This is a genomic window from Streptomyces sp. NPDC046977 (genome assembly GCF_040644455.1).
Lineage (GTDB): Bacteria > Actinomycetota > Actinomycetes > Streptomycetales > Streptomycetaceae > Actinacidiphila.
In genome coordinates, this window is sequence record NZ_JBEYWO010000060.1 from 1 (window position 1) to 23,006 (window position 23,006).

The following is a 23,006-nucleotide window of genomic DNA, read 5'->3' on the forward strand; positions in this document are numbered from 1 at the left end:
TGTAACTTGAGCGACCCCTGCCACAGCCTCGGACATCATGGCTGCAGACCACGATCTCCGGTGCCGATCCAACACGTTGGGATACCTCTCTGATCACCCCTGCTTGACACAGAGAGGTGCCGTTCTTTGTACAGTCCCGACATAGAGGCACCCCCCCCGGACAGGCTTCGGCACCGGCACCCGTGGCCAGCGTCACGCGTGAGGACTCGGTGCTGGGCTGGCTTGGCGCCAGCCCAGCCGGCCTGCTTACCCGAAGAGTTGGAGGCGGGTTTTGACGCCGTCGGCTTCAAAGTCGTAGATGTTGCGGTTGATGCGGAGGCCGTCGACGGCGCCGATCCACATGTGGTCGCGGCCCTTGCCGACGGCGACGGTGAGGATGGTCGGCGGTGCGATGCCGCCGGTGAAGGAGGCCTTCAGCTGGGTGAACGTGCAGGGGGTGGCCTGGGTGCAGGAGGTCTCGTTGCCGGTGAGGAACCAGGTGCCGGTGGTGGTGGCGTCCAGGTAGGGGCTCCATCGGTCCACCGTCGTGACGGCGGGCGGGGTCCAGACCATGGTGGAGTAGTTGTCGCCGGCGGTCATGTTCGGGTCGATCTCGAACCTGATGTTCGGCATGTTGGTCGGGCCGCCGTAGCCGACGTTCTCGCCGGTCTGGAAGACGTGGAAGCCGACCTTGGTCAGGCCCAGTACCGGGTTGCCGTAGAAGTCGCGCTCGTTGCCGAAGTCGACCTTCTCGCTGGGCGGGGTCAGCGAGGTGGAGTTGTTCGCGACCTCGATGCCCAGGCTGCCGGTGCCGTAGGGCGGCCGGGCGGCGGATGCCGGTACGCCGAAGGAGCCGACCGGCCCGTTCCGCAGTATGGCGACGGGGGAGCCGATCGTGTTACGGGTGATCACGCCCCAGTTGTCCGCGAAGAGATCTCTCTCGTCCGCGACAGCCGAGGTCGATCCCAAGACTGTCGACGCCGCTATCGCGGCCAGGGCCATGACCGCGCGCGCCTTGCCTCGGCGCACACCAAATCGAGCGTTCACTGATGTTCCTTTCACGGGGAGGCCGACCTTCGGCCTTTGGCACATGCCAGGTGCATAGCACTCCGGCGGATACGCACGGTAACCGTATATGTCACTTAGTCACCGCGCCTGTCGGGGCACTCATTAGAGGGCCCCTTGCAGCAGGTCCCTCCCACCGGCAACGATGCCGACGGGGGCGTGCCGTTCGCCCTGGGCGGACCCCGAGCGTCGCGGTGGCCGCCGGTGGGGGGCACATCGTGACGTGCTCGCTGACGCCCTGGCCGCCGTGGCGGACTATGCCCGTCGGCTGCGGCACGACCCGACCGCCTCTTTCGACCCTGAGCCGTTGATGACGGCCCGGGACGCGGCCGCCGTGACACCGTCACAGGCCCGCACCCGTCCCCCTGCGTCTATCCGAGGATCGTGCCTAGAGGGCAACGCCGCGTCGTGCACGACTTCCGGATGATAAATGTGATGAACCTGCCCATAGTGGCGTTGAGGGGCAGCTCACATTCGGGCGTTCTGAGAGCAACCGTCGAACGGGCCGATACCTGGAGGCTGCATGGCTGTGAGGCACCGGTTGGTGACCGGCGCACCTGAGAAGGTGTGGGCCGTTCTGGCCGACGTCGACCGCTACGGTGAGTGGGTTGTCGGGCCGTCGGGCTCCGAGCAGGGGGACGGCGACTGGCCTCAGATCGGCTCCAGCATCCGGTACACCGTGGAACTCGGGCCGCTGAGGCTCAAGGGCACCACCGTCGTACGGATCTGCCGGCCCGGGCGGCAGCTCGAACTCGAAGCCATGAGCGGCTGGCTCGGCAGTGCCCGCATCGCCATTGAACTGCGGCCCTGGGCCGCGGACACACTCGTCATCGTGGATGAGCACCCGCTGCGCGGGCCGGGCGGCATGTTGCACAACTCGCTGCTGGACGCGTTCCTGCAACTGCGCCACCGCAGCATGCTCAGCAGGCTGGCGAGCCTGGTAGAGGAAGGCCCCGGGCGGACCGTGACCCGTCCATGAGCGGAAGGTGAGCGCATGCCGGACGCGGTGGTGATCGGCGCGGGCCCCAACGGTCTCGTCGCGGCGAACCTGCTGGCCGACGCGGGGTGGACCGTGGAGGTCCTCGAGGCCCAGGACGAACCCGGCGGCGGGGTCCGGTCCGACCGTGCCGTCCACCCCGCATACGTCCACGATCTGTTCAGCTCGTTCTATCCACTGGCCGCCGCCTCACCGGTCATCCGTCGGCTGGAGCTGGAACGAGAGGGCCTGCGCTGGAGCCACGCCCCGGCGGTGGTCGCGCACCCGCTGCTGGACGGCCGCTGCGCGATGCTCCACCGGCAGCCCGCTGACACGGCCGCGCTGCTGGAGGCGGACGCGCCCGGCGACGGCGAGGCCTGGCTGCGGCTGTGCGGCCTGTGGGACCGCCTCGGTGACGACATCCTCGACGCGCTCTTCACCCCGTTCCCACCGGTCCGGGCCGGGCTCCGCCTGGCCGCCCGGCTGTGGGCCGCGGGGGGACTCCGCCTGGCCCGCACCATGATCCTTCCGGTCCGCAGACTGGGCGACGAGGAGTTCCGCGGTGCCCTGGGGCCCCTGCTGCTGGCCGGCAACGCTCTGCACGCCGACCTGGCGCCGGAGGCGGCGGGCAGCGGCGGATTCGGCTGGCTCATGGCGATGCTCGGGCAGGCGTTCGGGTTTCCGGTCCCCGTGGGCGGCGCGCAGTGCCTGGTCACGGCCCTGGTGGACCGGTTGCGGCGCGGCGGCGGGACGGTGCGCTGCGGGGCCCGCGTCGCGTCGGTGGTGGTCCGGTCGGGACGGGCCGTCGGCGTCCGGTTGGCGGACGGCCAGGTGGTTGCCGCCGCTCGCGCGGTCCTGGCCGACGTGTCCGCTCCCGCGCTCTACCAGCACCTGCTGGACCGGGCCGACCTTCCCGGCCGCGTCCGGGAGGACCTGCGGCGGTTCCAGTGGGACTTCGCGACCTTCAAGGTCGACTGGGCTCTCGACGGCCCCGTGCCCTGGTCCGCAGAAGCCGCGGGGCGGGCGGGCACGGTCCATCTCGCGGAGGGCGTCGACGGGCTGACGCGGTTCGCCGCCCAGGTCGCCATGGGCCAGGTGCCCGAGCGGCCGTTCCTGCTGTTCGGGCAGATGACCACCGCCGACAGCACCCGTTCGCCGTCCGGAACGGAGTCGGCCTGGGCCTACACCCACCTCCCGCACCACATCCGCGGCGACGCGGCAGAGGGAGGGATCACCGGTGCGTGGCAGCGAGGCGATAGGGAGCGAATGGCCGACCGCATCGAGGAACAGATCGAGCGGTACGCCCCCGGCTTCCGGGCGCTGATCCGCGCCCGTCGCGCCATGGCCCCGCCCGACATCGAGGCGGCCGACGCCAATCTGCACCACGGCGCGATCAACGGCGGTACCGCCGCACTGCACCAGCAACTGGTGTTCAGGCCCGTTCCGGGCACCGGACGCCCGGAAACTCCGATCGCCGGCCTCTTCCTGGCCTCCGCGGCCGCTCACCCTGGCGGCGGCGTCCACGGGGCCCCGGGCGCCAACGCTGCCCACGCCGCGCTGCGCTCCCGGTCGCCGAGCCGGCTCCTCAGCGGTGCGCAGCGTGCACTGACCCGCCGTAACCGCTTCGGGCAACGCGCCTGAGACGCAGGCGCCTGTGCGGGAGTGGCAGCTACGCCGCCGACGGACCTACGTGCGGGCGTCGTGGCTCGAAATCCACCAGCCCGTGAAGGACGGGACGACCTGGGTAGTCGTGAGCCAAGGGCACATCGGATCGAACGAGGTGAATCACCATGCCCGCAGGATCGAACCGCAAGCGCGAGCGGCAGTATGAGCACATCAAGGACAGTGCGAAGGACCGCGGTGAAAGCGACAAGCGAGCCAAAGAGATCGCCGCCCGCACCGTCAACAAGGAACGCGCCCGTTCCGGCGAGTCCAAAACCGCAAGCCGTAGCTCGACCCACGACATGTCCTCCGGTGAGCGCGGCGGCAAGCGTTCGGGCCATGGTTCGCAGGGTCCGACCTACGAGCAGCTTTACGCCGAGGCCAAGCGCCGCAACGTCGACGGCCGCTCACACATGAACAAGGCGGAGCTGCAGCGGGCCTTGGACGGCAGCTGACACAGCCGTTTGGCGTGGCCGTCTGCCCTTGATGCCCCCAGCGTTGTACGAGAGGCGCCGTCCGCTGAGGAGGTGGACGGCGTCGTGCGCACGTTTGGTGTTTCTCGCGAGTCGGCACAGCTCATGGGATTGCGGCGGCTCGCCGGGGAGGTACGCGCTGATTCCGGAACGCGATGCCGGCGAGCCGCCTTGGGTGCGTCTACCCGGCGTGAGGACGCGCAGCGTCAAGGGTGGGGCTCGCGGCCCTCTCTGCGGCGCGAACCCCACCCTTGATGGCAGGTGCTGTCAGCTCACCATCGGTACCAACGACGGCGTCCGCCGCCTTCGGCGGCCCGGAAAACGAAACCGAGCGCCCACACCACCAGCACGATGATCGCGATCCACCACAGGGCCTTGAGGGCGAATCCGGCGCCGAACAAGACCAGCGCGAGCAGCAGAACAAGCAGCAAAGGAACCATTTCATCAACCTCCTGACTCGGCGTCTGCCCCGCAGACCAGTTACTACGCGTGACCCGCGGACCGACAGATTGGGAAGTGTGCGGTCCGCACGGAGCAGGCAGCATCGACCAGCCTCACCTGCGTTGTGCGGCACCGTCGGCGGGGTCGGCCATCGGAAGCCGCTGACGGGCAACAGGGCAGGCGGATAGCACCCCTCAGGTGAGTGCTCAGTGCGTCAGGGCCCAGTGGGGGGTGACGGGCACGTGGGTCGGCAGTGAGGGGGCGTACTGGCCGAGGGAACGGGCTCGCTGCCACATGCCGTGTACCTGCTGTGCGGGGCGTTGCTGTTCTCCGTGGAGGGCGTTGAGGATCACGAGTCCGCCTGTCAGTGCTGGCACCAGCCACTGCATGCACGCGAGGTGTCGCTGCGCGGTAGCGATGTCGACGGGGTGCCCCGCTGCCTTCTGCGCGTCCTCCGGCCGGTCGGAGGAGGCGAGTCGGATCTTCCGTCCCAGCACGCCGCTGTATGCGGTGGCGGCCAGAGCGGCCCCCGTGAGGACCGTCTTGGCCAGAGTTGAGGTGGCAACGCCCTGCTGGAGCGCTACCCGGTGAGCATTCACCGCGAGCAGGCCGCTGGTGCCGATCAGGTGGCAGCCGATCGCGGCGGCATTGACCGGGCTCCACTTCTCCCAGCCCGAAGCGGCAATCCGGGCGGTTCCCCTCTCGCCGCCGCCTTCGGTCCGGGCGGCGCCGTTCAGCCCGACCGCGCCCATGAGGGAGCCGCCGAACCATGCGGCCAGTCCCACATCGTGCAGGCTGCGCAGGACGGTATTGCGTTCGGACATGTTCCCGGCTCCTTGGACGGCGATATCAAGCGGCAGCAGCCGGCCGCCATTCCTCACCGTCACCCACCGCGGCTCCCGCCGCCATCGCGGCTGGTACGAACGAGCTCACAAAACGTCCGCAACGCTGGGTGAGGCCCTGGGTCCGCTGCGCTTCGTCTGACGCCCCGCAAGGGGCGAGCGGTAACGACACATGCGACATAGGGTTCAAATGTATTCACAACTTCCTGAGGGAAGGAATTCGGGATGTCGAAGAAGAAGAGTCAGCCGCCGCACGGCGAGAAGCCCGGCCGGTTCAAGGGCGATGACCAGCACGGATGGTCTCCGGACGTGGATGCGACACGGCAGGAGGAGAATCCGAGCGCCCACCGCTCCTTCCATCCGGACACCTACGCACCCGGCGGAGGAACGCGAGATCCGAGCCAGAGGGAGGTCGAGGAGTCATTGGAAGGCACACCGGTGAAGGACGTCTCCCGCAGCGGTGAGGAGCGAGCCGGGAAGTCCGGCAAGAAGGGCGTCCAGGACACCGGGAGCCGTGGCCGCTCTGCACGCCCCAGCGGCAGCGAGGACGCCTCGGAATACACCAGCGTCGATCCGCAGGACCAGCACCGGGAGCGCAATCCGTAGTCCGTCCCGCACGGGCAGCGCGCGGCAGGGTCTCGTAGCGACGGCCAGCGCCGTGGCCGCCCAGCCGGGGGCCCAGCGATGGCCCATGCCGTCGCATCCCAGCCGGGCGGACACGGCACAGGTTAGGACTCCTTCGGTGTGTACCCGAACAGGCTGGCCGCCAGGGGTGCGTGCCGACGCCCGACAGCGGCGAGGCCGATCTTGTGTGTTGTTTGATCAATCGACTGTGCAGCGCATGTCAGGCCTGGCCCCTGTCAGATTCCGCACAGCCATCCGCGGTGTTGGGCCAACCAAGAAGGTCCGTGACCATGAGGCTCATCAGTGAACGCGGGGGTTCTTCGCGACTCATGCCCGGCTTCGGCGCAGGGCTCAAGTGGCGGCCCTATGTCGGTGCAGCAGTCGCGGTAGTCACCGCTGCGGCAGCAGGCGCTGTAGCCGTTGACACGGACAGCGCCTGGTACCGGGAACTACCGAAACCGCAGTGGCAACCGCCGTCCTGGGTGTTCCCAACAGTCTGGACGCCGCTGTACGCGACCATCGCATGGTCAGCGGGACGAACCTGGAACCATGCCAGCGAGCGAGAGCGCATGAACCTGCTAACCGCGCTGACGGTGAACCTGACTTTGAACGCAGCCTGGAGCTGGAGCTTCTTCGCAGCCCGCAGCCCACGCGCCGGCTTGGCCATCTCCCTGCTGCTGGACGTCAGCAACCTCCATGTCATCGGCACCACATCCCGCAGCGATCGGCGAGGTACTGCCGCCCTCCTGCCGTATGCAGCTTGGTGCTGGTACGCCACCGCACTCAGCGCCGCGATCGTCCGACACGACCGTCGTCTCTGACGCGCGGACGCGTCAGGCTTGAGCACCCCTTTATCACGGTGATTCGCACCGACTATCACCGATAGTCCTGCTTCTCCTCGTCGTCTTCGTATTCCTCGTCTTCGCCGTCATCTCCCTCGTAGTACTCGTCTCGCCTTCATCTCCCTCCTCATCGTCCACGCCTTGATCATCGGCATAGTCGTCGGCGCCTTCGTCTTCGTCGTCGCCTGCTTCCCGCTGCTCTTCCTCGACGGCTTCCTCGTGTGTGCGGACGATTTCGCCGTCACGGATTTCACCCCGCCAGGCTTCCGGCTCCTCGTCGGTCAAGGTGACGTAGCGTTGGAAGTGCTTGAAATCCAGCCTCAGCCGCCGCCCTTGAGCGCGCCAGATGTTGGCGGTCTTCTCGAAGAAGCCGGAAGGGTAGTACTCGACGACCAGGACGATGCGGGTCAGAGTGGGTGTCAGTTCATGGAAGCTGACGCAGCCACGCGTGGTGCCCTTGGCTCCCTCCGAGGTCCACACGATACGTTCGTCCGGTATCTGCTCCTGGAGCGTGGCCTTCCAACCGCGTGTCGAGGGACCGACCTTGACCTTCCAGTCGCTGTCGGCGTCCTTACCCTTCGAGACGCTGCGCACGCCCTTGGTGAAGCTGCTGAACTTCTCATACTGGGTCCAGTGGTCGTAGGCGTCGCGGATGGGTATGCCCACGTCCTGCACTTCGATGATGTTCATGACCTTGGTGGTGCCGGACTTACGTCCCTTGCCGCCGCCGCCGCCGAACGTCTCTTTGACCTTGCCGACCACACTGTCCTTCATACTTTTCGCCTTCTCGCCGACCAGAGCCTTGACCGGTGAGTCCCCGTGCAGCATCCGAAGACCGGCCTTGGGGAGCACGCCACCGTTCTCCGCCACCCCCGAGAGTCCGTCGGTGAGGTCGCCCAGCTTGTCGCCGGCTTTGCCCGCCAGGTTTTCCGCCTGCGCTCCAACGAAGTCCTTCAGCGCGCCGCGCAGCTGATCCAGTCCCGAGCCCTGCCCATTTCCGGTGTCACGTGCCGTCCCGGCCATGTGTCTACCTCCGCCGCCCTGGAGATGCCTTCTTCGCCGTCGCCTTCTTGGCACCGCTCTTCGTCGCAGTGGTCCGCTCCGGCGACACCGAGGACTTCCTCGCCGCCGACGTCTTTTTCGCGGGCGCCGCCTTCTTGGCGGGGGCCGACTTCTTCGCTGGTGTCCTGCGGGCGGCGGTCTTCTCAGGACGACGCTCCCGACCGCGACGACGCTGGGTACCCGCAGCGTGCTCCTCGGCCGGCGCCTTGGCAGAACGGCGACGGCGACGGGCGGGCTCTTCTTCCTGTTGGTGTTCGTCCTCCGGCTCTTCCTCTTCCTCCTCAGGTTCTTCCTCGTCTTCTTCGTACTCGTCCTCAGCCTCCTCCCCCTCTTTGTCCCGCTCCTGGTCCTCCGGTTCCTCCTCCTCGTACTCGTACTCGTCCTCGGGCTCTTCGTCTTCGTCCTGCGGCTCCTCTTGGCCCCTGCTGCCTATGCGTTCGGTGCGCTGATGCAAGGAGTCGGCCAGATCGGCGAGTTTGCGGTCGGCCACCGCGCTCACCGCCCTGCGCCCAGCGTTGAGGGCCTCACCGCGGATCTGCTTGTTGAGGTCGTCGAATTGGGGAAGCTCACTCACCCGCTTGAACCCTTCCGCAAGCAGCTGTTGCGGTTGCAGCCCGAAGCGGCGACCTGCCATGTAGGTCGCCATCGCGAACGCGACCCGCCCCTTCTTCGTCCGCCCCAGGACATAGCCGCCGAGAACCGCGGCAGCCAGAGCGGCCTTGGGTACATCAGCCATCGTTTTTCCCTTCAGGGGCTGCCGAGCAGGGGCTCCGGCTGGCGAGGGGCACCCATGTGTGCGGGTCGTCTACCTCGCAGGTGGAGGGCGCGAATGAAGCAGCAGCCGTTGACGTGCTCGTCTCTCCGCCTCTTTCCAGTCTGAGCGGTGATCCCGGCAGCCGCATGCGGGAAGAAATCCCCCACCACGGGCGAACAGCGTGATGCGGGGGAGGTCACGCCCCGGAAGACCGCGGCACCCCCGCGTACGTCGAGGCATACCCGCTCGAGCAGCGGTAGCGTGTCCGGCTGCGCATCGCGGGCCGCGTCTCGGGACCGCGGTGCGGGCCCGCCCCGGACCTGCTGGACGGACGCCGACGTCCGCTCCCGGCAACCGGCAGCTCCGCTGTCTGCCACGTGGAAAGCCGGCAAGTTGGCGTCCTGGGACTCTTCGGGCTGTTTTGCGCCGCGCTGGACGGGAATCCGAACTGGAGATGCTGAGGAGTGACTTCGGTGGATATGCCTGATGACATAACTCCGGCTCCGGTGACCCAGGAGCTTCCGATACCCGACTACAAGCACTTGCCACGGATCTCTGTCGAAGGCCGGGTCGGCACACTGGACCAGGATGGCGCGCAGATGGTGCTGCGGTACGAACGCGAACACCGGGACCGGACCTCGGTCATACAGCTGCTCGTCGCACGACTGCAGCAGCTCCGCACCCCGGACGGTAAGACCCGCTGACACGCCCCGTGACTCCCCACCTCGATCCATTCACAGCTGCTGGCCGAGACGTTGACCGCGCTGAACGCACGGGGCGTGACCGGGGAGTCGGTGCGAGTGGCCCATCACAACGCACGTCCTGGGTGGCGGTCGACCTGGGTGAGGTGAGGGGGACGCTGGCCGGCGACCCGGGACAGGGTCCTGAACGCCGACAGCCTGGTGCGGTTCATCCCGCACCCGACGATCTGGGACGCCCGCTGACCCACGGCAAAGTCGCAGCGGAATGCGCTGTCGGCAACGAGGACGGCGCGTACAAGGTCAGCGTGGACGCGGTCCAGGTCCTCAAGGACGTCGGCTTCCCGCTGGGCCGCCGGTGATCCCGGTGTCATCGATCAGCAGGGCGTGCTCGTCCAAGATCGCCGATGAACTGCAGCGCACGGTGCAGCGGCACGCTCAAATGCGGCTGCGTTCGGCGTCTGCGTGAGCAGGCAGCGACGCCGATCGCGGGTGTCGGCGACCATGTCAGCTGCCAGGGTGCGCAGAGGATGACCTTGGCAACCGCTGGTGTTGGGCACCGTGGTGACGAGGCGAAGCGGGTGACGGCGCACTGATGCGCAGTGCAGCAGGGCCGGCGGTGCCGGCCGGTCCCGCTGCGAGGCCGGTCAGGACCTGCCGCGTCCGGTGACGAAGTCCCTGGCCCGGTCGACGAGACCCGTACCGGGAGCCAGGAGCTTGTTGCCCGGAGGGGTGTCCGGTGCACTCGGGTGCGGCCGGGTGGGCGCGACCTTCTTGGCGCGGCGGACCTGGTCGCCCAGTTCCATCAGCTGCTCGGGGGTGCAGGCCTGGGCCAGGCTGGGGAAGAGCTGCTGTTCCTCCTCGCGCACGTGCTCCGTGACGTCGGTGACCAGCTTGAGCACCAGAGCGTCGAACCGCACGTCGTCCACGTCGACGTCCTCCAGGTCCTTCAGGACCCGTTCGACCTCGGCGTGCTCCTCAATCTCCTTGTCGGCCAGCGGCCCGCCGCCGGGGACGTGCTCGCGGACCGCCGGGTACAGGTACATCTCCTCGGCGACCGAATGCCGCACGAGCTCGATGGTCAGTTCGTCGAGCACGTCACGGCGCTGCTTGTCGCCGACAGGAAGGGCCTGGAGGCGAGCGAAGTATTCCTCGACCTGGTGGTCCGCCGTGAGCTCTGCGATGACGTTACCGCCGTGTCCCATCACGATCTCCTTCTCGGGCAGACGAACGCTTACTCAAAGGCGGCTTCCCGATCTCGTCGAAGGCACGCACGCATCACTCGGCCGGCAGATCGTGCACGGCCCACGCCTTGTCCACGAGCCCCGGCGTGAGTAGTACGTCGACGGCGGTCCGCGCGAGAGCCTCGGCAGCCGCGAGCATCACCGCGCGGCCCCGCGGACCGGCCGCGGCGTCGGCAAACTGCGCTGTGTGATCCGAGCTCTCGGGCCCGACGATGGCCACAAAGGGGTGGATGGCAGGGACGCGGTTACTGACGTCACCAATGTCGGAAGAGCCGAGCCAGACCCCCGGCACCGGTTCGCTGAGCTCCGGGCCACACCCGGCGAGATGGCTGGCAAAACGGCCGGACAGGACGGCGTTGTCCCGGAAATGCCGGTACCCGCCATCGATCCTGGCCGTTTCCACCGTCGTACCGGTCGCCTCCGCAACGCCACTCGCGCACACAGCGAGTTGGCGGGCGAGATCGTCGCGCGCAGCCGTCGTCGCGCCCCGCAGGCCGAAAAGCCCTTCAGCGTGATCAGGGACGACATTGGTGGCCCGGCCGCCCTGCGTCACGATGCCCTGGACGTGCGAGCCGGGGGGTAGCCGTCTGGAGATCACGGGCAGGGTGTTGAAGAACTGGATCAGGGCGGCGAGCGCGTCGATGCCTTCCGTCGGGTTGCCCGTGGGATGCGCGGCCCTGCCATGGAAGGCGACACTGACCTGGGTCGACGCCGTCAGAGGGGCCCACCGCCAGTCGTGGGCACCGGGGTGGAACATCAGCGCGGCATCGACGCCTTCGAAGACGCCCGCCTCGGTGAGTACGACCTTGCCGCCACCGCGCTCCTCCGCCGGCGTGCCCACGACCAGCAACATCCCCTGCACGTCCGGCAGTACGCCTCGCACGGCAAGGGCCGCGCCGAGGCCGGCCGCGGCGATGAGGTTGTGACCGCAGGCATGGCCGAGTTCCGGCAGCGCGTCGTACTCCAGCAGCAGCGCGACACACGGACGCTCCGCGTTTCCTGTCCGCGCGGTGAAGGCCGTGGCCAGACCAGCCGTGCCGCACTCCACCTCGAACCCCGCCTCGTGCAGGTGACCGGTGAGCAGTCGCGCGGCACGCACTTCCTCATAGGAGAGTTCAGGCGATCGGTGCAGCGCCAGGGTGACGTCCCAGAGGGTGCCAGCCCGTTTCCTGATCTGCTGGCCGAGCAGGTCGTACACCTCGTTGAGCGGATCCGTCACCACGGCCTCCCGGGGCTTCACAGCCGCCCCTACCCAGAACAGCCGTCGTGATCCCGCTGGGTGGGCGCTCGCTCCGCGAGGTGGGTGTCCAGCGCCAGCAGGCCTCGCAGGCACAGTTCGTCGAGAACCTGCAGCAGTAGGGGGCGGCCTTCGTCAGCGAGCTCCCGCACGGGTGCCGGCCTGCCTTCCGGGGATGGGCCTCGGGGCCGCGGCACACCGTGCGGCTCTGGTTCATCGGAGCCGTGAATGCACACTCGGACCATCGGCACCGGCACGGCCCGTGCGGATAGGCCGTACGGGCGAAGCTCTCTGTACCGGGTGAGACCCGGCCTCAGTCCTCGGCGAGCCGGATCCGGGCCCAGAGCGGGAGCATGAACCAGCACAGCAGGTACCAGAGCAGGACCGCCGCCACCAGCCAGGGAACGTACGCGTCGTGGGTGGCCACCCGCAGCACGAGCAGCAGGGCCGAGGTCATGGTGGCCAGGAGCAGGACCAGCCCGGCGAAGGTGAGCCGGGCGGCCCAGCGGACGGCTTGGGGCTTGATGCGCCGTCCCGACACCAGGCGGTGGAAGGACACCGGGCCGATGAGCGCCCCCGTCGCGCAGGCTCCCAGGACGACCGTGACGATGTAGATCGCCTTCTCCGTGTCCCCGAGCCGCGGGTAGTGCGGGGTGAACACGACGGTGAGCAGGAAGCCGAAGAGGATCTGCACCCCCGTCTGCGCGACCCGCACCTCCTGGATGAGCTCGCCCCACTGCCGGTCCGCGCGCTCCTCCCGGGTCTCGTCGCGCCCCTGCCCCGAGGGGGCGTTGTGCCTTCGGAGCCCATGCGGTCCTCCCCGGTCGACCGATGTCGTCCCTCCCGGTCGCGTGTACCCCCGAACCCCGCGGCTACCGTCCGATGGAGCGCCCGGTCGGATTCGTCCCGCGACGGGTGAGCGGGCACACCGGTCAAGGGATGGTCACGGCGCCTTGAGGTAGACGACCGGCATGAAGGCACTCGTGATCAACTGCACCCTGAAGGCTTCCCCGGAGCCGTCGAACACGCATGCGCTGGCAGCGGTCGTCGCCGAGCAGCTTGCCGCTTACGGCGTCGACACCGAGCACCAACGAGCCGTGGACCTCAACATCAAGCCTGGTGTCAGCAGCGACCAAGGCGCAGGGGACGCGTGGCCCGGCATCCACGCCAAGCTCTTGGAAGCCGAGATCCTGATCATGGCTTCACCCACGTGGCTGGGCCGACCGTCTTCCGTTGCCCAGCGGGTTCTGGAACGCATGGACGCGATGCTCTCCGAGACGGAAGACGACGGCCGGCCCGTGGCGTACAACCGTGTGGCCGGCGTCGTCGTCACCGGGAACGAAGACGGCGCCCACCATGTGATCAGCGAAATCTCCGGGGCGCTCGCCGACATCGGCTACACAATCCCGGGCCAGGCGTGGACCTACTGGCACCTCGGCCCCGGCCCGGGCCGGGACTACCTCGACGACGAACACGGTCACGGGTGGTCCCACGAAACCGCTCGCGCGATGGCCGCCAATCTGCACGGCATGGCGCAGGCACTCGCCGCCAACCCGCTGGGCGCCCCGCCGAGCTGAGCGCAGATCTACGCGCCCGATATGCGCCGTACGTGTGGAACGGGTGGCCATGGGCGTGCCCGGCTAGGATCCAGTGGAGGAACCGCCGATCCCCGCTGCAGGAGCATTGGCCATGCCCAAGACACGTCTCAAATGCCGCAGCCCCCGGTCAGCCGCTGTTGTGGTCAAGGTCGGCGAACTGCCTGCCGACTCGCATCACACGGTGCGCCAGGACGGTGCCGAGGTGATCATCAAATACCGCAGCGCTTTGTGGCCCCTCGACGTCGCAGAGTGGGCGGCGCTCGAGGGGCATGCCAGCGACAAGGCGGCAGCCCGCGTCATGGCCCGGCTCCGGAAGTAGGCGTTTCGGCAGCGCGGATGCTGACTCCTTCGTACGGCCTTGAAAGGGATCGCGTCGGCCTCACAAGGAGGGCAAACGGTGAGGGGCCGAACCGGCAGCTGACAGGTCGAGGTGAATCGCCGGTCCTCCGGGAGTTCGGGCGGCCCGAGAGTGAGGTCGGGAAGGCGGGTAGTCGGCGGTGAAACAGGCTGATCCGCGGCGTGTCAGAAGGAGCAGTAATCATGCTGATGGCCCACCCCGCCGTTCTGGACGATCTCCTCGACCGTTACGAGACGCTCCGCCTCCTCGATGCAGCAGCCCCCGAGGTGCGGCGGCGGCTGGAGGACGTGTCCTACACGCTGTGCGTGGCAACAGGCACCAGCGATATCGATGCCGCGGTGATTGCCGCACGCCTGCGGCTGCCCGGAGCCCGGCCGCAGGATGACTCCGTGGTGGCATGTGCATGATCCGCACTGTCGGAGTGGAGGAGGAGCTTCTCCTGCTGGACGCCGAATCGTGCGAACCGCGCGCATTGTCGTCGGCTGTGCTGGCCTCTGCCCGCCGCGATCCCACCGGTACGGGCGAGGTGTTCGAAGCGGAGTTGCAGCGTCAGCAATTGGAGTTCGCTACGCGCCCGCAGACCCGCATGCAGGATGTGGCGGCGGAGATTGTGCGGTGGCGCGCCGAGGCGGCTCGGCACGCCGAAAAGATGGGGGCCACGGTGGCCGCGTTGGCGACCTCACCCCTCCCGGTGCACCCGACCTTGAGCACCGGAAAGCGGTACGAGTGGATGCGGGAGCAGTACGGCCTCACCACGGATGAGCAGCTGACCTGCGGCTGCCACGTCCATGTGTCGGTGGAGTCGGACGAGGAGGGTGTGGCAATCCTGGACCGGATCCGTCCGTGGCTACCGGTTCTTCTCGCCATGAGCGCCAATTCGCCGTTTTGGCAAGGGAAGGACAGCGGGTACGCGAGTTACCGGAGCCGGGTCTGGGGGCGGTGGCCGTCAGCCGGCCCGGTGGAAATCTTCGGTTCCGCAGCCCAATATCACCGCCTGGTCGATGCCATGGTTGCAACCGGCGCCTTGCGGGACGAGGGCATGATCTACTTCGATGCCCGGCTGTCCCGTACCTACCCCACTGTGGAGATCAGGGTCGCCGACGTCTGCCTTGATCCGGCTGCCACCGCTCTGATGGCCACGTTGGTTCGGGCACTTGCCGAGACAGCCGCTCGCCAGTGGCGAGCGGGCGAACCGGCTCCCGACCCTGGCGTGGGGCTGCTGCGGCTGTCCGCATGGCGGGCGGGACGGGAAGGCTTGTACGGGCAGCTCGTCCATCCCGCGACCATGAGACCCGCTCCTGCGGAGTCGGTCGTACGGGCTCTGTTCGAGCACGTCCGGGAGGCCTTGGAGGAGAACGGCGACCTCATCCCGGCCCAGGAAGCCCTTGCTCAGCTGTTGCACACCGGGACCGGTGCGTACATCCAGCGGGAGCTGTTGGCAGAAGTCGGAAGCTTGCGGGACATGGTCGCCGCATGCGCGCGCCGCACCCAGGCAGGATGACCGCTGGTTGCGGGCCGCTCTGGAGCGCCTGGCTGCCGCGGCCCATCCTGGACGCAGCGCCTCGGGGTATCAGTCGAACGGAGACATCTCAGCCGACTGGGCGCGCAGAAAACCTGTGGGGACAGGGCAGGAAGTATTCCGTGAGGGAATGCACGTCGGTCCGCGCATGGCGATTGGCCAAAGGCGCCGTAGTGGCAGGGGTCGTCGCGGGACTCAGCGGATGCGGCGCACTGGCCGACCGTAAAGTCGCGGCGACCGCAGCGGCCGCGGCCTTCGAGGACGCCCTGCGAACGGGTGACAGCAACGCGGCGTGTGCCGCGCTTGCGCCCGCTACCCGGCTGAATCTGGAGCAGTCCGCGAAGGCCGGATGCGTACGGGGACTGAGTGCCCAGGATCTGACCTCTGCAACTGGCGTGCGGGCCGTCGATGTGTTTGGGCAGCAGGCCCGGGTGGTGTTCGCGTCGGACACGGTCTTCCTGTCACGGTTCTCCTCCGGGTGGAAGGTCACCGCCGCGGGATGCTCCGCCCGCCCCGAGCGGCCCTACGACTGCGAGATCAAGGGCGGGTAGACGATGCGAACGATGTTCCTCACGTACCTGCTGGTGATCGCTGTGGGCCTTGTCTACTTCACCACGTTGGGGGTGCTGCACCGGTGACTGCCGTGCGACGCTTCGCCCGGGAGAACGGCCTTGGCCTCGCGTTCGGATCGGCGTTCCTGCTGGCCCTCGCCGGGCAGGCGATCTCCGGCCATGCGGAGTTCAACAATCAGCTCCTGGCCGAAGACCTGCAATCCATCAGTTTCGCCTCGTACTTGACGACCTCTGACTTCGCTGTCGACGTCACGGAGAACTGGCAGTCGGAGTACCTGCAATTCTTTCTGTACATCTACGCCACGGTCTGGCTACTCCAGCGCGGCTCGCCTGAGTCGAAGGGCCTGACCAAGGCCGGACCGGGGTCCGACAGAGACCAGCTGGTGGGACCCCACGCCGGCCCGGACTCCCCCCGGTGGGCGCGCATGCCGGGAGTCCGTCAAGCGCTGTACGCGCGTTCGCTGGGGCTGACCATGGCAACGATTTTCCTGCTGTGCTGGTTCGCCCAGTCCATCAGTGGTGTGGCTGCCTTCAACGAGCAGCATTTGCGCCAACTCCAAGCGCCCGTGTCCTGGGCAGGCTATGTGTCCACGGCTGACTTCTGGAATCGCACCCTTCAGAACTGGCAGTCCGAGCTTCTGGCCATCGCTTCCATGGCCGTCTTCTCGGTCTACCTGCGTCAACGCGGTTCCCCCGAGTCCAAACCAGTCGGCGCCGCCCACTCCGCAACTGGCGTCGAAGGCTGACGCCTCCCGTGACCCAGACATCAGGGGGGCTGGCGCACTGGGTCTCACAGTGTCACGCTACGAAGACCAGCCTGGCTTGGTGAGAGACCCCGTGCTACCGAATGGTCACGCTTCGTGGTCGCTGGAAGGTGCGGGTGGTCTCGCTCGACTGTGGGCGGCGAGGCGCCGCCCGTGTCGCGGACTACTTCCCGCAGGGGGAGTCGGCCGTGACGGGCTCTGACCCGAACGGCGGCTCTTCCGTGCGACGCATTGGCATGACTGTCAGCGAAGTAGGCCCGCGGACGACCATCAAGCTGACCGGCGAACTGGACTTTGACACGTGTCCTGACGTGACGCGCGTGTCTGATGCCCTGGCGCTCCACGGCAGGACGCTCTGTGTGGACCTTTCTGGCGTGACGTTCGCCGGCTCCGCCTTCCTCAACATGCTGCTGAGCCTTCGACTGCGCGCCGAAGCGGAGGGCGGCGACCTCGAACTCTGCGGTCTGCGGCCCCAGGCAGAACGGGTGCTGGACCTGACCGGCGCTCGCGGACTGTTTCGCGTCCTTTCCTCCGCCTCCGCCTCCGCCTCCGCATCCGCATCCGCGGCCCGTAACGCCTGACAGCCTTCAGAGCAGCCGCCTTGCCTGCGTGTACCCCGGCGGGCGACTCACGCCAGCTGCCGCACCGCTCAAGGAACAGGTGTAGGACACCGGCGTGCGGGAAGCCGAGCGCAGTGGCCGCTTCGCGGCTTCCTCGCGCGGTGAAAGGACCGTTCCATGAGCGTGCGCACGTGGATTCAGGACTGGCCGGTCTACCGGCAGCTCACCGGCGAGGATCCCACCGGGCGGGGGGCAGCTGCCACGTCGCGCCGGAGCCGTGGCCTGCGACCCCGGACGGAGACCGCGGACAAGGTCGTGAAGTCCGTCTGCCCGTACTGCGCGGTGGGCTGCGCGCAGAACGTGTACGTGAAGGACGACAAGATCGTGCAGATCGAGGGCGATCCGGACTCGCCGGTCAGCCGCGGGCGCCTGTGCCCCAAGGGTGCGGCGACCCTGCAGCTCACGACCGGGGACGCCAGGCGCCACGAGGTCCTGTACCGGCGGCCGCACGCCACCGAATGGGAACCGCTCGATCTGGACACCGCGATGGAAATGGTCGTGGACCGTGTGATCCGGAGCCGTCGTGAGACATGGCAGTGGGAGCACGAGGGCATCCGCGTGAACCGGACCATGGGCATCGCGAGCCTGGGCGGCGCCACACTCGACAACGAGGAGAACTACCTGATCAAAAAGCTCCTCACCGGGCTCGGCATCGTGCAGGTCGAGAACCAGGCCCGGGTGTGCCACAGCTCGACCGTCGCGGGTCTGGGCACGTCCTTCGGACGCGGCGGCGCCACAACCTTCCTGCAGGATCTGCAGAACTCCGACTGCATCGTCATCGAGGGCTCCAACTTCGCCGAGGCGCATCCGGTCGGCTTCCAGTGGGTGATGGAGGCCAAGGCCCGCGGGGCCAAGGTCATCCACGTCGACCCGAGGTTCACCCGCACCAGCGCGCTGGCCGACCTGCACGTGCCCATCCGGGCCGGTTCCGACATCGCGTTCCTCGGCGGCATCATCAACCACGTCCTGCAGAACGAGGCCGACTTCCGCGAGTACGTCCTGGCGTACACCAATGCCGCCACGCTCGTGCGGGAGGACTTCCAGGACACCGAAGACCTCGACGGCGTGTTCTCCGGCCTGAACGAGGAGACCGGCCACTACGACGTGGAGAGCTGGCAGTACGACGGCAGCGAGGTGCAGGGAGTCGCCGGGGAACGCGACGACCTCTACGAGGAGCGCACCGGCGGCGGAGCGTCGATCGCTGCCTCCGGGCACGCCGAATCCCACGGGTCGGGGGGCGCGCCGGTCTCCGGTGACGCGCGGCGCGATCCGACCCTGCAGCACCCGCGCTGCGTGTACCAGGTCCTCAAACGGCACTACGCCCGCTACACCCCGGAGATGGTCGAGGACGTCTGCGGCATCCCCCGGGACACGTTCCTAAAGGTCTGTCAGGCGCTGATCGACAACTCCGGCCGCGACCGCACGAGCGAATTCGTCTACGCGGTGGGCTGGACCCAGCACACCGTCGGCGCCCAGTACATCCGTACCGCGTGCATCCTGCAGCTGCTGCTGGGTAACATGGGCCGCCCCGGAGGCGGGATCCAGGCACTGCGCGGCCACGCCAGCATCCAGGGCTCCAGCGACATCCCCACCCTGTTCAACCTGCTGCCCGGCTACCTGCCCATGCCGCACGCCCACGCCCACGAGGACCTGGACGCCTTCGTCGACGCGACCAAGGCCGACAAGGGCTTCTGGGGCAACATGCGGTCCTACATGGTCAGCCTGCTCAAGGCGTACTACGGCGAAGCCGCCACCGTGGACAACGACTTCTGCTTCGACCACCTCCCGAGGATCACCGGCTCGCACAGCACCTACGACACCGTCCAGGCCCAGCTCGACGGCACGTGCAAGGGCTACTTCCTGATGGGCGAGAACCCCGCGGTCGGATCCGCCAACGCCAAGATGCAGCGCCTCGGCATGGCCGAGCTGGACTGGCTGGTGGTCCGGGACTTCTCTCTCATCGAGTCGGCGACCTGGTGGAAGGACGGCCCGGAGATCGAGACAGGCGAGCTGCGGACCGAGGACATCGCCACCGAGGTGTTCTTCTTCCCCGCCGCCGCGCACGTCGAGAAGGCCGGCTCGTTCACCAACACCAACCGCATGCTGCAATGGCACTTCGCCGCCAAGGAACCGGACGGCGAGGCCCGCAGCGACCTATGGTTCATGTACCACCTGGGGAAGCGCATCAAGCAGCGCCTCGCGGACTCCACCGACCCGATGGACCGCCCCGTGCAGGACCTGGCCTGGGACTACCCCACCGAAGGACCGCTCGACGAGCCCGACGCGGAGGCGGTCCTCGCGGAGATCAACGGACGTGACGCGTCCGGCGAACCGCTCAGCGCCTACACCCAGCTCAAGGACGACGGCTCGACCTCCTGCGGCTGCTGGATCTACTGCGGGGTGTACGCCGACGGCGTCAACCAGGCGGCCCGCCGCAAGCCCCACACCGAGCAGGACTGGATGGCCCTGGAGTGGGCGTGGGCCTGGCCCGCCAACCGCCGCATCCTGTACAACCGCTGTTCCGCCGACCCGGACGGCAACCCGTGGAGCGACCGCAAAGCGCTCATCTGGTGGGACGCCGCACAGCAGCACTGGGCCGGCCACGACGTACCGGACTTCGTCCCCGACCGTCCGCCGTCCTACCGTCCGCCGGAGGGTGCCACGGGGCCCGACGCGCTCAGCGGCAGCGACCCGTTCATCATGCAGGCCGACGGCAAGGGCTGGCTCTACGCACCCGCTGGCCTGGTGGACGGTCCCCTGCCGACCCACTATGAGCCGCAGGACTCACCAGTGGCCAACCCCCTCTACCGTAAGCAGCAGCGCAGTCCCGTCCGGCAGATCGCCTCCCGCGAGCGCAACCGCTTCCACCCCAGCGGTGACGAATCCGGCGCGGACGTCTTCCCGTACGTGGTGACGACGTACCGGCTGACCGAGCACTTCACGGCGGGCGGCATGACCCGCTGGTCGCCGTACCTGGCCGAGCTGCAGCCGGAGATGTTCTGCGAGGTCTCGCCGGAACTGGCGACAGAGCGCGGTCTGGAGCACGCAGGCTGGGCCACGCTGGTCACCGCCCGCGGCGTCATCGAGGCACGCGTGCTGGTCACCGAGCGGATGACGCCGCTGCGCGCCGGCGGGCGCACCGTCCACCAGATCGGGCTGCCCTACCACTGGGGGCCCAACGGCTACAGCACCGGCGACGCGGCCAACGAACTGTCCGCCATCGCCCTCGATCCGAACGTCCACATCCAGGAGGTCAAGGCGCTGACCGCGGACATCCGGCCCGGTCGCCGCCCGCGCGGCCCCGCACTGCTCGACCTGCTCACCGAGTACACGCAGCGGGCCGGCATCACCGAGCACACCGGAACGGAAGTCACAGGATGACGATCATCGGCCGCAATCTGCTCGCGGGCGCCGAACCGGACCCCGCCCGGGACGCCGGCCACGGCGCCGACCACCCCGAACGGGTGGGCTTCTTCACCGACACCTCGGTCTGCATCGGCTGCAAGGCGTGCGAAGTCGCCTGCAAGGAATGGAACGCGATCCCGGAGGACGGACTCGAATTCACCGGCATGTCCTACGACAACACCCAGGGCCTTGGCGCGGACACCTGGCGGCATGTCGCCTTCATCGAGCAGAGCAAGCCGCTCGGCCACGCGCAGTCCGGCGTCGACCACAGCGATCTCGACGTGCTCGCCCTCGCGTCGCAGGGCTCGGGCACGCCGGCCCCGGACGCGGCGGTCACCCCCACCACCCCTGGCCCGCCCTCGCCCGACGGCCGCACCGAACTGCGCTGGCTGATGTCCTCCGACGTGTGCAAGCACTGCACCCACGCGGCCTGCCTGGACGTCTGCCCGACCGGCGCCTTGTTCCGCACCGAGTTCGGCACCGTGGTGGTGCAGGAGGACGTCTGCAACGGCTGCGGCTACTGCGTCCCCGCCTGCCCCTACGGCGTCATCGACCAGCGCAAGGACGACGGCCGGGTGTTCAAGTGCACGATGTGCTACGACCGGCTGGGCGCGGGCCAGGAACCGGCCTGCGCCAAGGCCTGCCCCACGGACTCCATCCAGTTCGGACCCTTGAACGAACTGCGGGAGCGGGCAGCCGCTCGCGTGGAGCATCTGCACGCCGGCGGAGTCACCGACGCCCGCTTGTACGGCGACAGCCCCGACGACGGCGTCGGCGGCAACGGCGCTTTCTTCCTGCTCCTCGACCGGCCAGAGGTCTACGGCCTTCCGCCGGCGCCGGTCGTCACCACGCGGGACCTGCCCTCGATGTGGCGCCATGCGGGGGTGGCCGCCGCCACCGTCCTCGGCGGACTTGCCGCCGTCTTCGCCGCGTGCGGCGCAGCGCGAAAGGAACGCTGATGAGCAGTTCCGACGTCGGCAAGGACGGCCTCCACGGCGAGCGACCGGGACGCGAGGCAAGGATCGGCCAGGCCGTGGGCGCGGATCCGGAGAAATACACGGCGTCTCAGGCGGCGGCCGGTGCCCCGCGGCGGCGCGGCAGGCGACGGGGGCGCAAGGGCGAACAGCTCATGGTCCCCGACGCGGAGTTCACCTCCTATTACGGTCGGCCGATCATCAAGGCGCCCACGTGGGCCCCGCTGGACATCGCGGGCTACTTCTTCCTCGGCGGGTTGGCCGGAGCCGGATCGGTCCTGGCGGCCGGAGCGGAACTGACCGGCCGCCCGGTCATGGCGCGCGCCCTGAAGGTCTCCTCGATCGCCGCGATCAGCGGATCGGGCATCGCACTCGTCCACGACCTGGGGCGGCCCGAGCGGTTCTACCACATGTTGCGGGTCTTCCGTCCCACGTCGCCGATGAGCGTCGGCTCGTGGCTGCTGTCCGTCTACGCCCCGGCTGCCGGTGCCGCAGCGGCACTGGACCTGACTGGCCGGATGCCCCGGGTCGCCCGGTCCGCCACCGCCGCGACCGCGCTGCTGGGTCCCGCAGTCGCCGCGTACACCGCGGTGCTCGCCACCAACACCGCCGTGCCCGCCTGGCACGACGGCTACCGTGAGATGCCCTTCGTGTTCACCGGCTCGGCCACGATCGCGGCCTCCGGCATGGCCCTGATCACCGCACCCGTGGCGGAGAACGGCCCCGCCATCGGGGCTGCGCTGTTCGGCACCGCCCTGGAAACCGCCGCCGTCAAGGTCATGGAACACCGACTCGACATAATTGCCGAGCCCTACCGGACGGGCCGCAGTGGCCGGCTCATGCGCGCCGCCCAGGCCCTGTCCCTCGCCGGCGCGGCCGGTGCCGCCCTCTTTGCCCGCCGCAGCCGAAAGGCCGCCGTCCTCAGCGGGGCAGCACTGCTGGCGGCATCCGCCTGCACACGGTTCGGTGTCTTCCATGCCGGAGCAGCCTCGGCCGACAACCCGAAGTACACGGTCGTACCGCAACTGGAGCAGGCCGACGCCGGAACGAGGTGACACGCCACCAGCACGACAGCGCAACGGGCACGGCCTGGGCGGTCCACGCCAGGGCCGCGCGCCGCAACTCGACGACCGCTCGCGCCGAACGAGGCGGACCTGCGGCAGAGCCTGGACGGAAGCCGGCACCAGGGCCCGCGAATGCCCCTACTGACTTGTAATGCGTGATGTCGTGGGGTGCTGACAGGTTGTGATCGTCGCGGTACACCACGGTCATGAGGTACGCGCAGGGTGGCGGGCTG

Annotated in this window: 24 protein-coding genes and 1 pseudogene; 17 read left to right on the forward strand and 8 right to left on the reverse strand. The window is 68.6% G+C overall.

Features of this window, described 5'->3' with window-relative positions; translation table 11 throughout:
• Positions 1–246 precede the first annotated feature (246 nt).
• Positions 247–1,026 carry a hypothetical protein gene (locus ABZ883_RS41715; RefSeq protein WP_360917102.1) on the reverse strand — a complete coding sequence of 260 codons (780 nt, stop codon included), beginning with the start codon at positions 1,024–1,026 and terminating at the stop codon, positions 247–249.
• Between the two features lie 541 nt (positions 1,027–1,567).
• On the opposite strand from ABZ883_RS41715, the gene ABZ883_RS41720 reads away from it, so the two are divergent.
• From ABZ883_RS41720 to ABZ883_RS41730, 3 genes are all read left to right on the forward strand, one after another.
• On the forward strand, positions 1,568–2,023 hold the full coding sequence (locus tag ABZ883_RS41720; RefSeq protein WP_360917105.1) for an SRPBCC family protein: 456 nt from the start codon (positions 1,568–1,570) through the stop codon (positions 2,021–2,023).
• A 15-nt stretch (positions 2,024–2,038) separates the two neighbouring features.
• Positions 2,039–3,661, forward strand: a complete 1,623-nt coding sequence (locus ABZ883_RS41725) for an NAD(P)/FAD-dependent oxidoreductase (RefSeq protein WP_360917108.1) — start codon at positions 2,039–2,041, stop codon at positions 3,659–3,661.
• A 149-nt stretch (positions 3,662–3,810) separates the two neighbouring features.
• A complete protein-coding gene (locus tag ABZ883_RS41730) occupies positions 3,811–4,137 on the forward strand; it encodes a plasmid stabilization protein (RefSeq protein WP_360917111.1) in 327 nt (108 codons plus the stop codon).
• A gap of 290 nt (positions 4,138–4,427) precedes the next feature.
• Here the strand turns inward: ABZ883_RS41730 and ABZ883_RS41735 are convergent, their stop codons facing one another.
• On the reverse strand, positions 4,428–4,595 hold the full coding sequence (locus ABZ883_RS41735) for a hydrophobic protein (protein WP_319660878.1): 168 nt from the start codon (positions 4,593–4,595) through the stop codon (positions 4,428–4,430).
• Positions 4,596–4,802: 207 nt separating this feature from the next.
• The gene (locus ABZ883_RS41740; protein WP_360917116.1) at positions 4,803–5,420 is read right to left on the reverse strand and encodes a hypothetical protein; all 618 of its coding nucleotides are present in this window, start codon (positions 5,418–5,420) and stop codon (positions 4,803–4,805) included.
• A 243-nt stretch (positions 5,421–5,663) separates the two neighbouring features.
• Between ABZ883_RS41740 and ABZ883_RS41745 the strand changes: the two genes are divergently transcribed.
• Together ABZ883_RS41745 and ABZ883_RS41750 are read left to right on the forward strand one after the other, a co-directional pair.
• Complete coding sequence (locus ABZ883_RS41745) at positions 5,664–6,044, forward strand: hypothetical protein (RefSeq protein ID WP_360917119.1); 381 nt, start codon at positions 5,664–5,666, stop codon at positions 6,042–6,044.
• Between the two features lie 308 nt (positions 6,045–6,352).
• Positions 6,353–6,883, forward strand: a complete 531-nt coding sequence (locus tag ABZ883_RS41750) for a TspO/MBR family protein (RefSeq protein WP_360917122.1) — start codon at positions 6,353–6,355, stop codon at positions 6,881–6,883.
• Positions 6,884–6,916: 33 nt separating this feature from the next.
• On the opposite strand, the gene ABZ883_RS41755 is transcribed toward ABZ883_RS41750, so the two are convergent.
• Both ABZ883_RS41755 and ABZ883_RS41760 read right to left on the reverse strand, forming a co-directional pair.
• Positions 6,917–7,927: an SRPBCC family protein gene (locus ABZ883_RS41755; protein WP_360917126.1), complete on the reverse strand. Its 1,011-nt coding sequence runs from the start codon at positions 7,925–7,927 to the stop codon at positions 6,917–6,919.
• 4 nt (positions 7,928–7,931) lie between these two features.
• A complete protein-coding gene (locus ABZ883_RS41760) occupies positions 7,932–8,702 on the reverse strand; it encodes a histone protein (RefSeq protein WP_360917129.1) in 771 nt (256 codons plus the stop codon).
• 497 nt (positions 8,703–9,199) lie between these two features.
• Here ABZ883_RS41760 and ABZ883_RS41765 point away from each other — a divergent pair, with 497 nt between their 5' ends.
• Both ABZ883_RS41765 and ABZ883_RS41770 read left to right on the forward strand, forming a co-directional pair.
• Positions 9,200–9,424 (forward strand): hypothetical protein, encoded by a 225-nt coding sequence (locus ABZ883_RS41765; RefSeq protein ID WP_360917132.1) that lies wholly within the window; start codon positions 9,200–9,202, stop codon positions 9,422–9,424.
• 122 nt (positions 9,425–9,546) lie between these two features.
• On the forward strand, positions 9,547–9,780 hold the full coding sequence (locus tag ABZ883_RS41770) for a hypothetical protein (RefSeq protein WP_360917135.1): 234 nt from the start codon (positions 9,547–9,549) through the stop codon (positions 9,778–9,780).
• Between the two features lie 285 nt (positions 9,781–10,065).
• Here the strand turns inward: ABZ883_RS41770 and ABZ883_RS41775 are convergent, their stop codons facing one another.
• The 3 genes and pseudogenes from ABZ883_RS41775 to ABZ883_RS41785 form a co-directional block, all read right to left on the reverse strand.
• Complete coding sequence (locus ABZ883_RS41775) at positions 10,066–10,623, reverse strand: hemerythrin domain-containing protein (RefSeq protein ID WP_360917138.1); 558 nt, start codon at positions 10,621–10,623, stop codon at positions 10,066–10,068.
• A gap of 73 nt (positions 10,624–10,696) precedes the next feature.
• Positions 10,697–11,881, reverse strand: coding sequence for an amidohydrolase (locus ABZ883_RS41780; RefSeq protein WP_360917141.1), 1,185 nt, complete (start codon positions 11,879–11,881; stop codon positions 10,697–10,699).
• Between the two features lie 331 nt (positions 11,882–12,212).
• Positions 12,213–12,677, reverse strand: a pseudogene (locus tag ABZ883_RS41785) (DUF6328 family protein); the annotation flags it as partial.
• 193 nt (positions 12,678–12,870) lie between these two features.
• On the opposite strand from ABZ883_RS41785, the gene ABZ883_RS41790 reads away from it, so the two are divergent.
• From ABZ883_RS41790 to nrfD, 10 genes are all read left to right on the forward strand, one after another.
• Positions 12,871–13,476 carry an NAD(P)H-dependent oxidoreductase gene (locus tag ABZ883_RS41790; protein ID WP_360917144.1) on the forward strand — a complete coding sequence of 202 codons (606 nt, stop codon included), beginning with the start codon at positions 12,871–12,873 and terminating at the stop codon, positions 13,474–13,476.
• A 112-nt stretch (positions 13,477–13,588) separates the two neighbouring features.
• Entirely contained in the window at positions 13,589–13,816 is a 228-nt protein-coding gene (locus tag ABZ883_RS41795) for a hypothetical protein (protein ID WP_360917147.1), read from the forward strand.
• A 221-nt stretch (positions 13,817–14,037) separates the two neighbouring features.
• On the forward strand, positions 14,038–14,262 hold the full coding sequence (locus ABZ883_RS41800; RefSeq protein WP_360917150.1) for a DUF5133 domain-containing protein: 225 nt from the start codon (positions 14,038–14,040) through the stop codon (positions 14,260–14,262).
• Positions 14,262–15,356, forward strand: a complete 1,095-nt coding sequence (locus ABZ883_RS41805) for a glutamate--cysteine ligase (RefSeq protein ID WP_360917172.1) — start codon at positions 14,262–14,264, stop codon at positions 15,354–15,356. Before ABZ883_RS41800 ends, ABZ883_RS41805 begins: the two co-directional genes overlap by 1 nt.
• Before the next feature lie 191 nt (positions 15,357–15,547).
• Positions 15,548–15,925 carry a hypothetical protein gene (locus ABZ883_RS41810; protein WP_360917153.1) on the forward strand — a complete coding sequence of 126 codons (378 nt, stop codon included), beginning with the start codon at positions 15,548–15,550 and terminating at the stop codon, positions 15,923–15,925.
• A gap of 83 nt (positions 15,926–16,008) precedes the next feature.
• Positions 16,009–16,692 carry a DUF6766 family protein gene (locus ABZ883_RS41815; RefSeq protein ID WP_360917156.1) on the forward strand — a complete coding sequence of 228 codons (684 nt, stop codon included), beginning with the start codon at positions 16,009–16,011 and terminating at the stop codon, positions 16,690–16,692.
• A 206-nt stretch (positions 16,693–16,898) separates the two neighbouring features.
• Positions 16,899–17,291: an STAS domain-containing protein gene (locus tag ABZ883_RS41820; protein ID WP_360917160.1), complete on the forward strand. Its 393-nt coding sequence runs from the start codon at positions 16,899–16,901 to the stop codon at positions 17,289–17,291.
• A gap of 156 nt (positions 17,292–17,447) precedes the next feature.
• Complete coding sequence (gene fdh, locus ABZ883_RS41825) at positions 17,448–20,711, forward strand: formate dehydrogenase (protein ID WP_360917163.1); 3,264 nt, start codon at positions 17,448–17,450, stop codon at positions 20,709–20,711.
• Positions 20,708–21,694 (forward strand): 4Fe-4S dicluster domain-containing protein, encoded by a 987-nt coding sequence (locus ABZ883_RS41830; protein WP_360917166.1) that lies wholly within the window; start codon positions 20,708–20,710, stop codon positions 21,692–21,694. The genes fdh and ABZ883_RS41830 overlap by 4 nt, the downstream gene beginning before the upstream one ends.
• Positions 21,694–22,764, forward strand: a complete 1,071-nt coding sequence (gene nrfD / locus ABZ883_RS41835; RefSeq protein WP_360917169.1) for an NrfD/PsrC family molybdoenzyme membrane anchor subunit — start codon at positions 21,694–21,696, stop codon at positions 22,762–22,764. Before ABZ883_RS41830 ends, nrfD begins: the two co-directional genes overlap by 1 nt.
• The last annotated feature ends 242 nt before the right edge of the window (positions 22,765–23,006 follow it).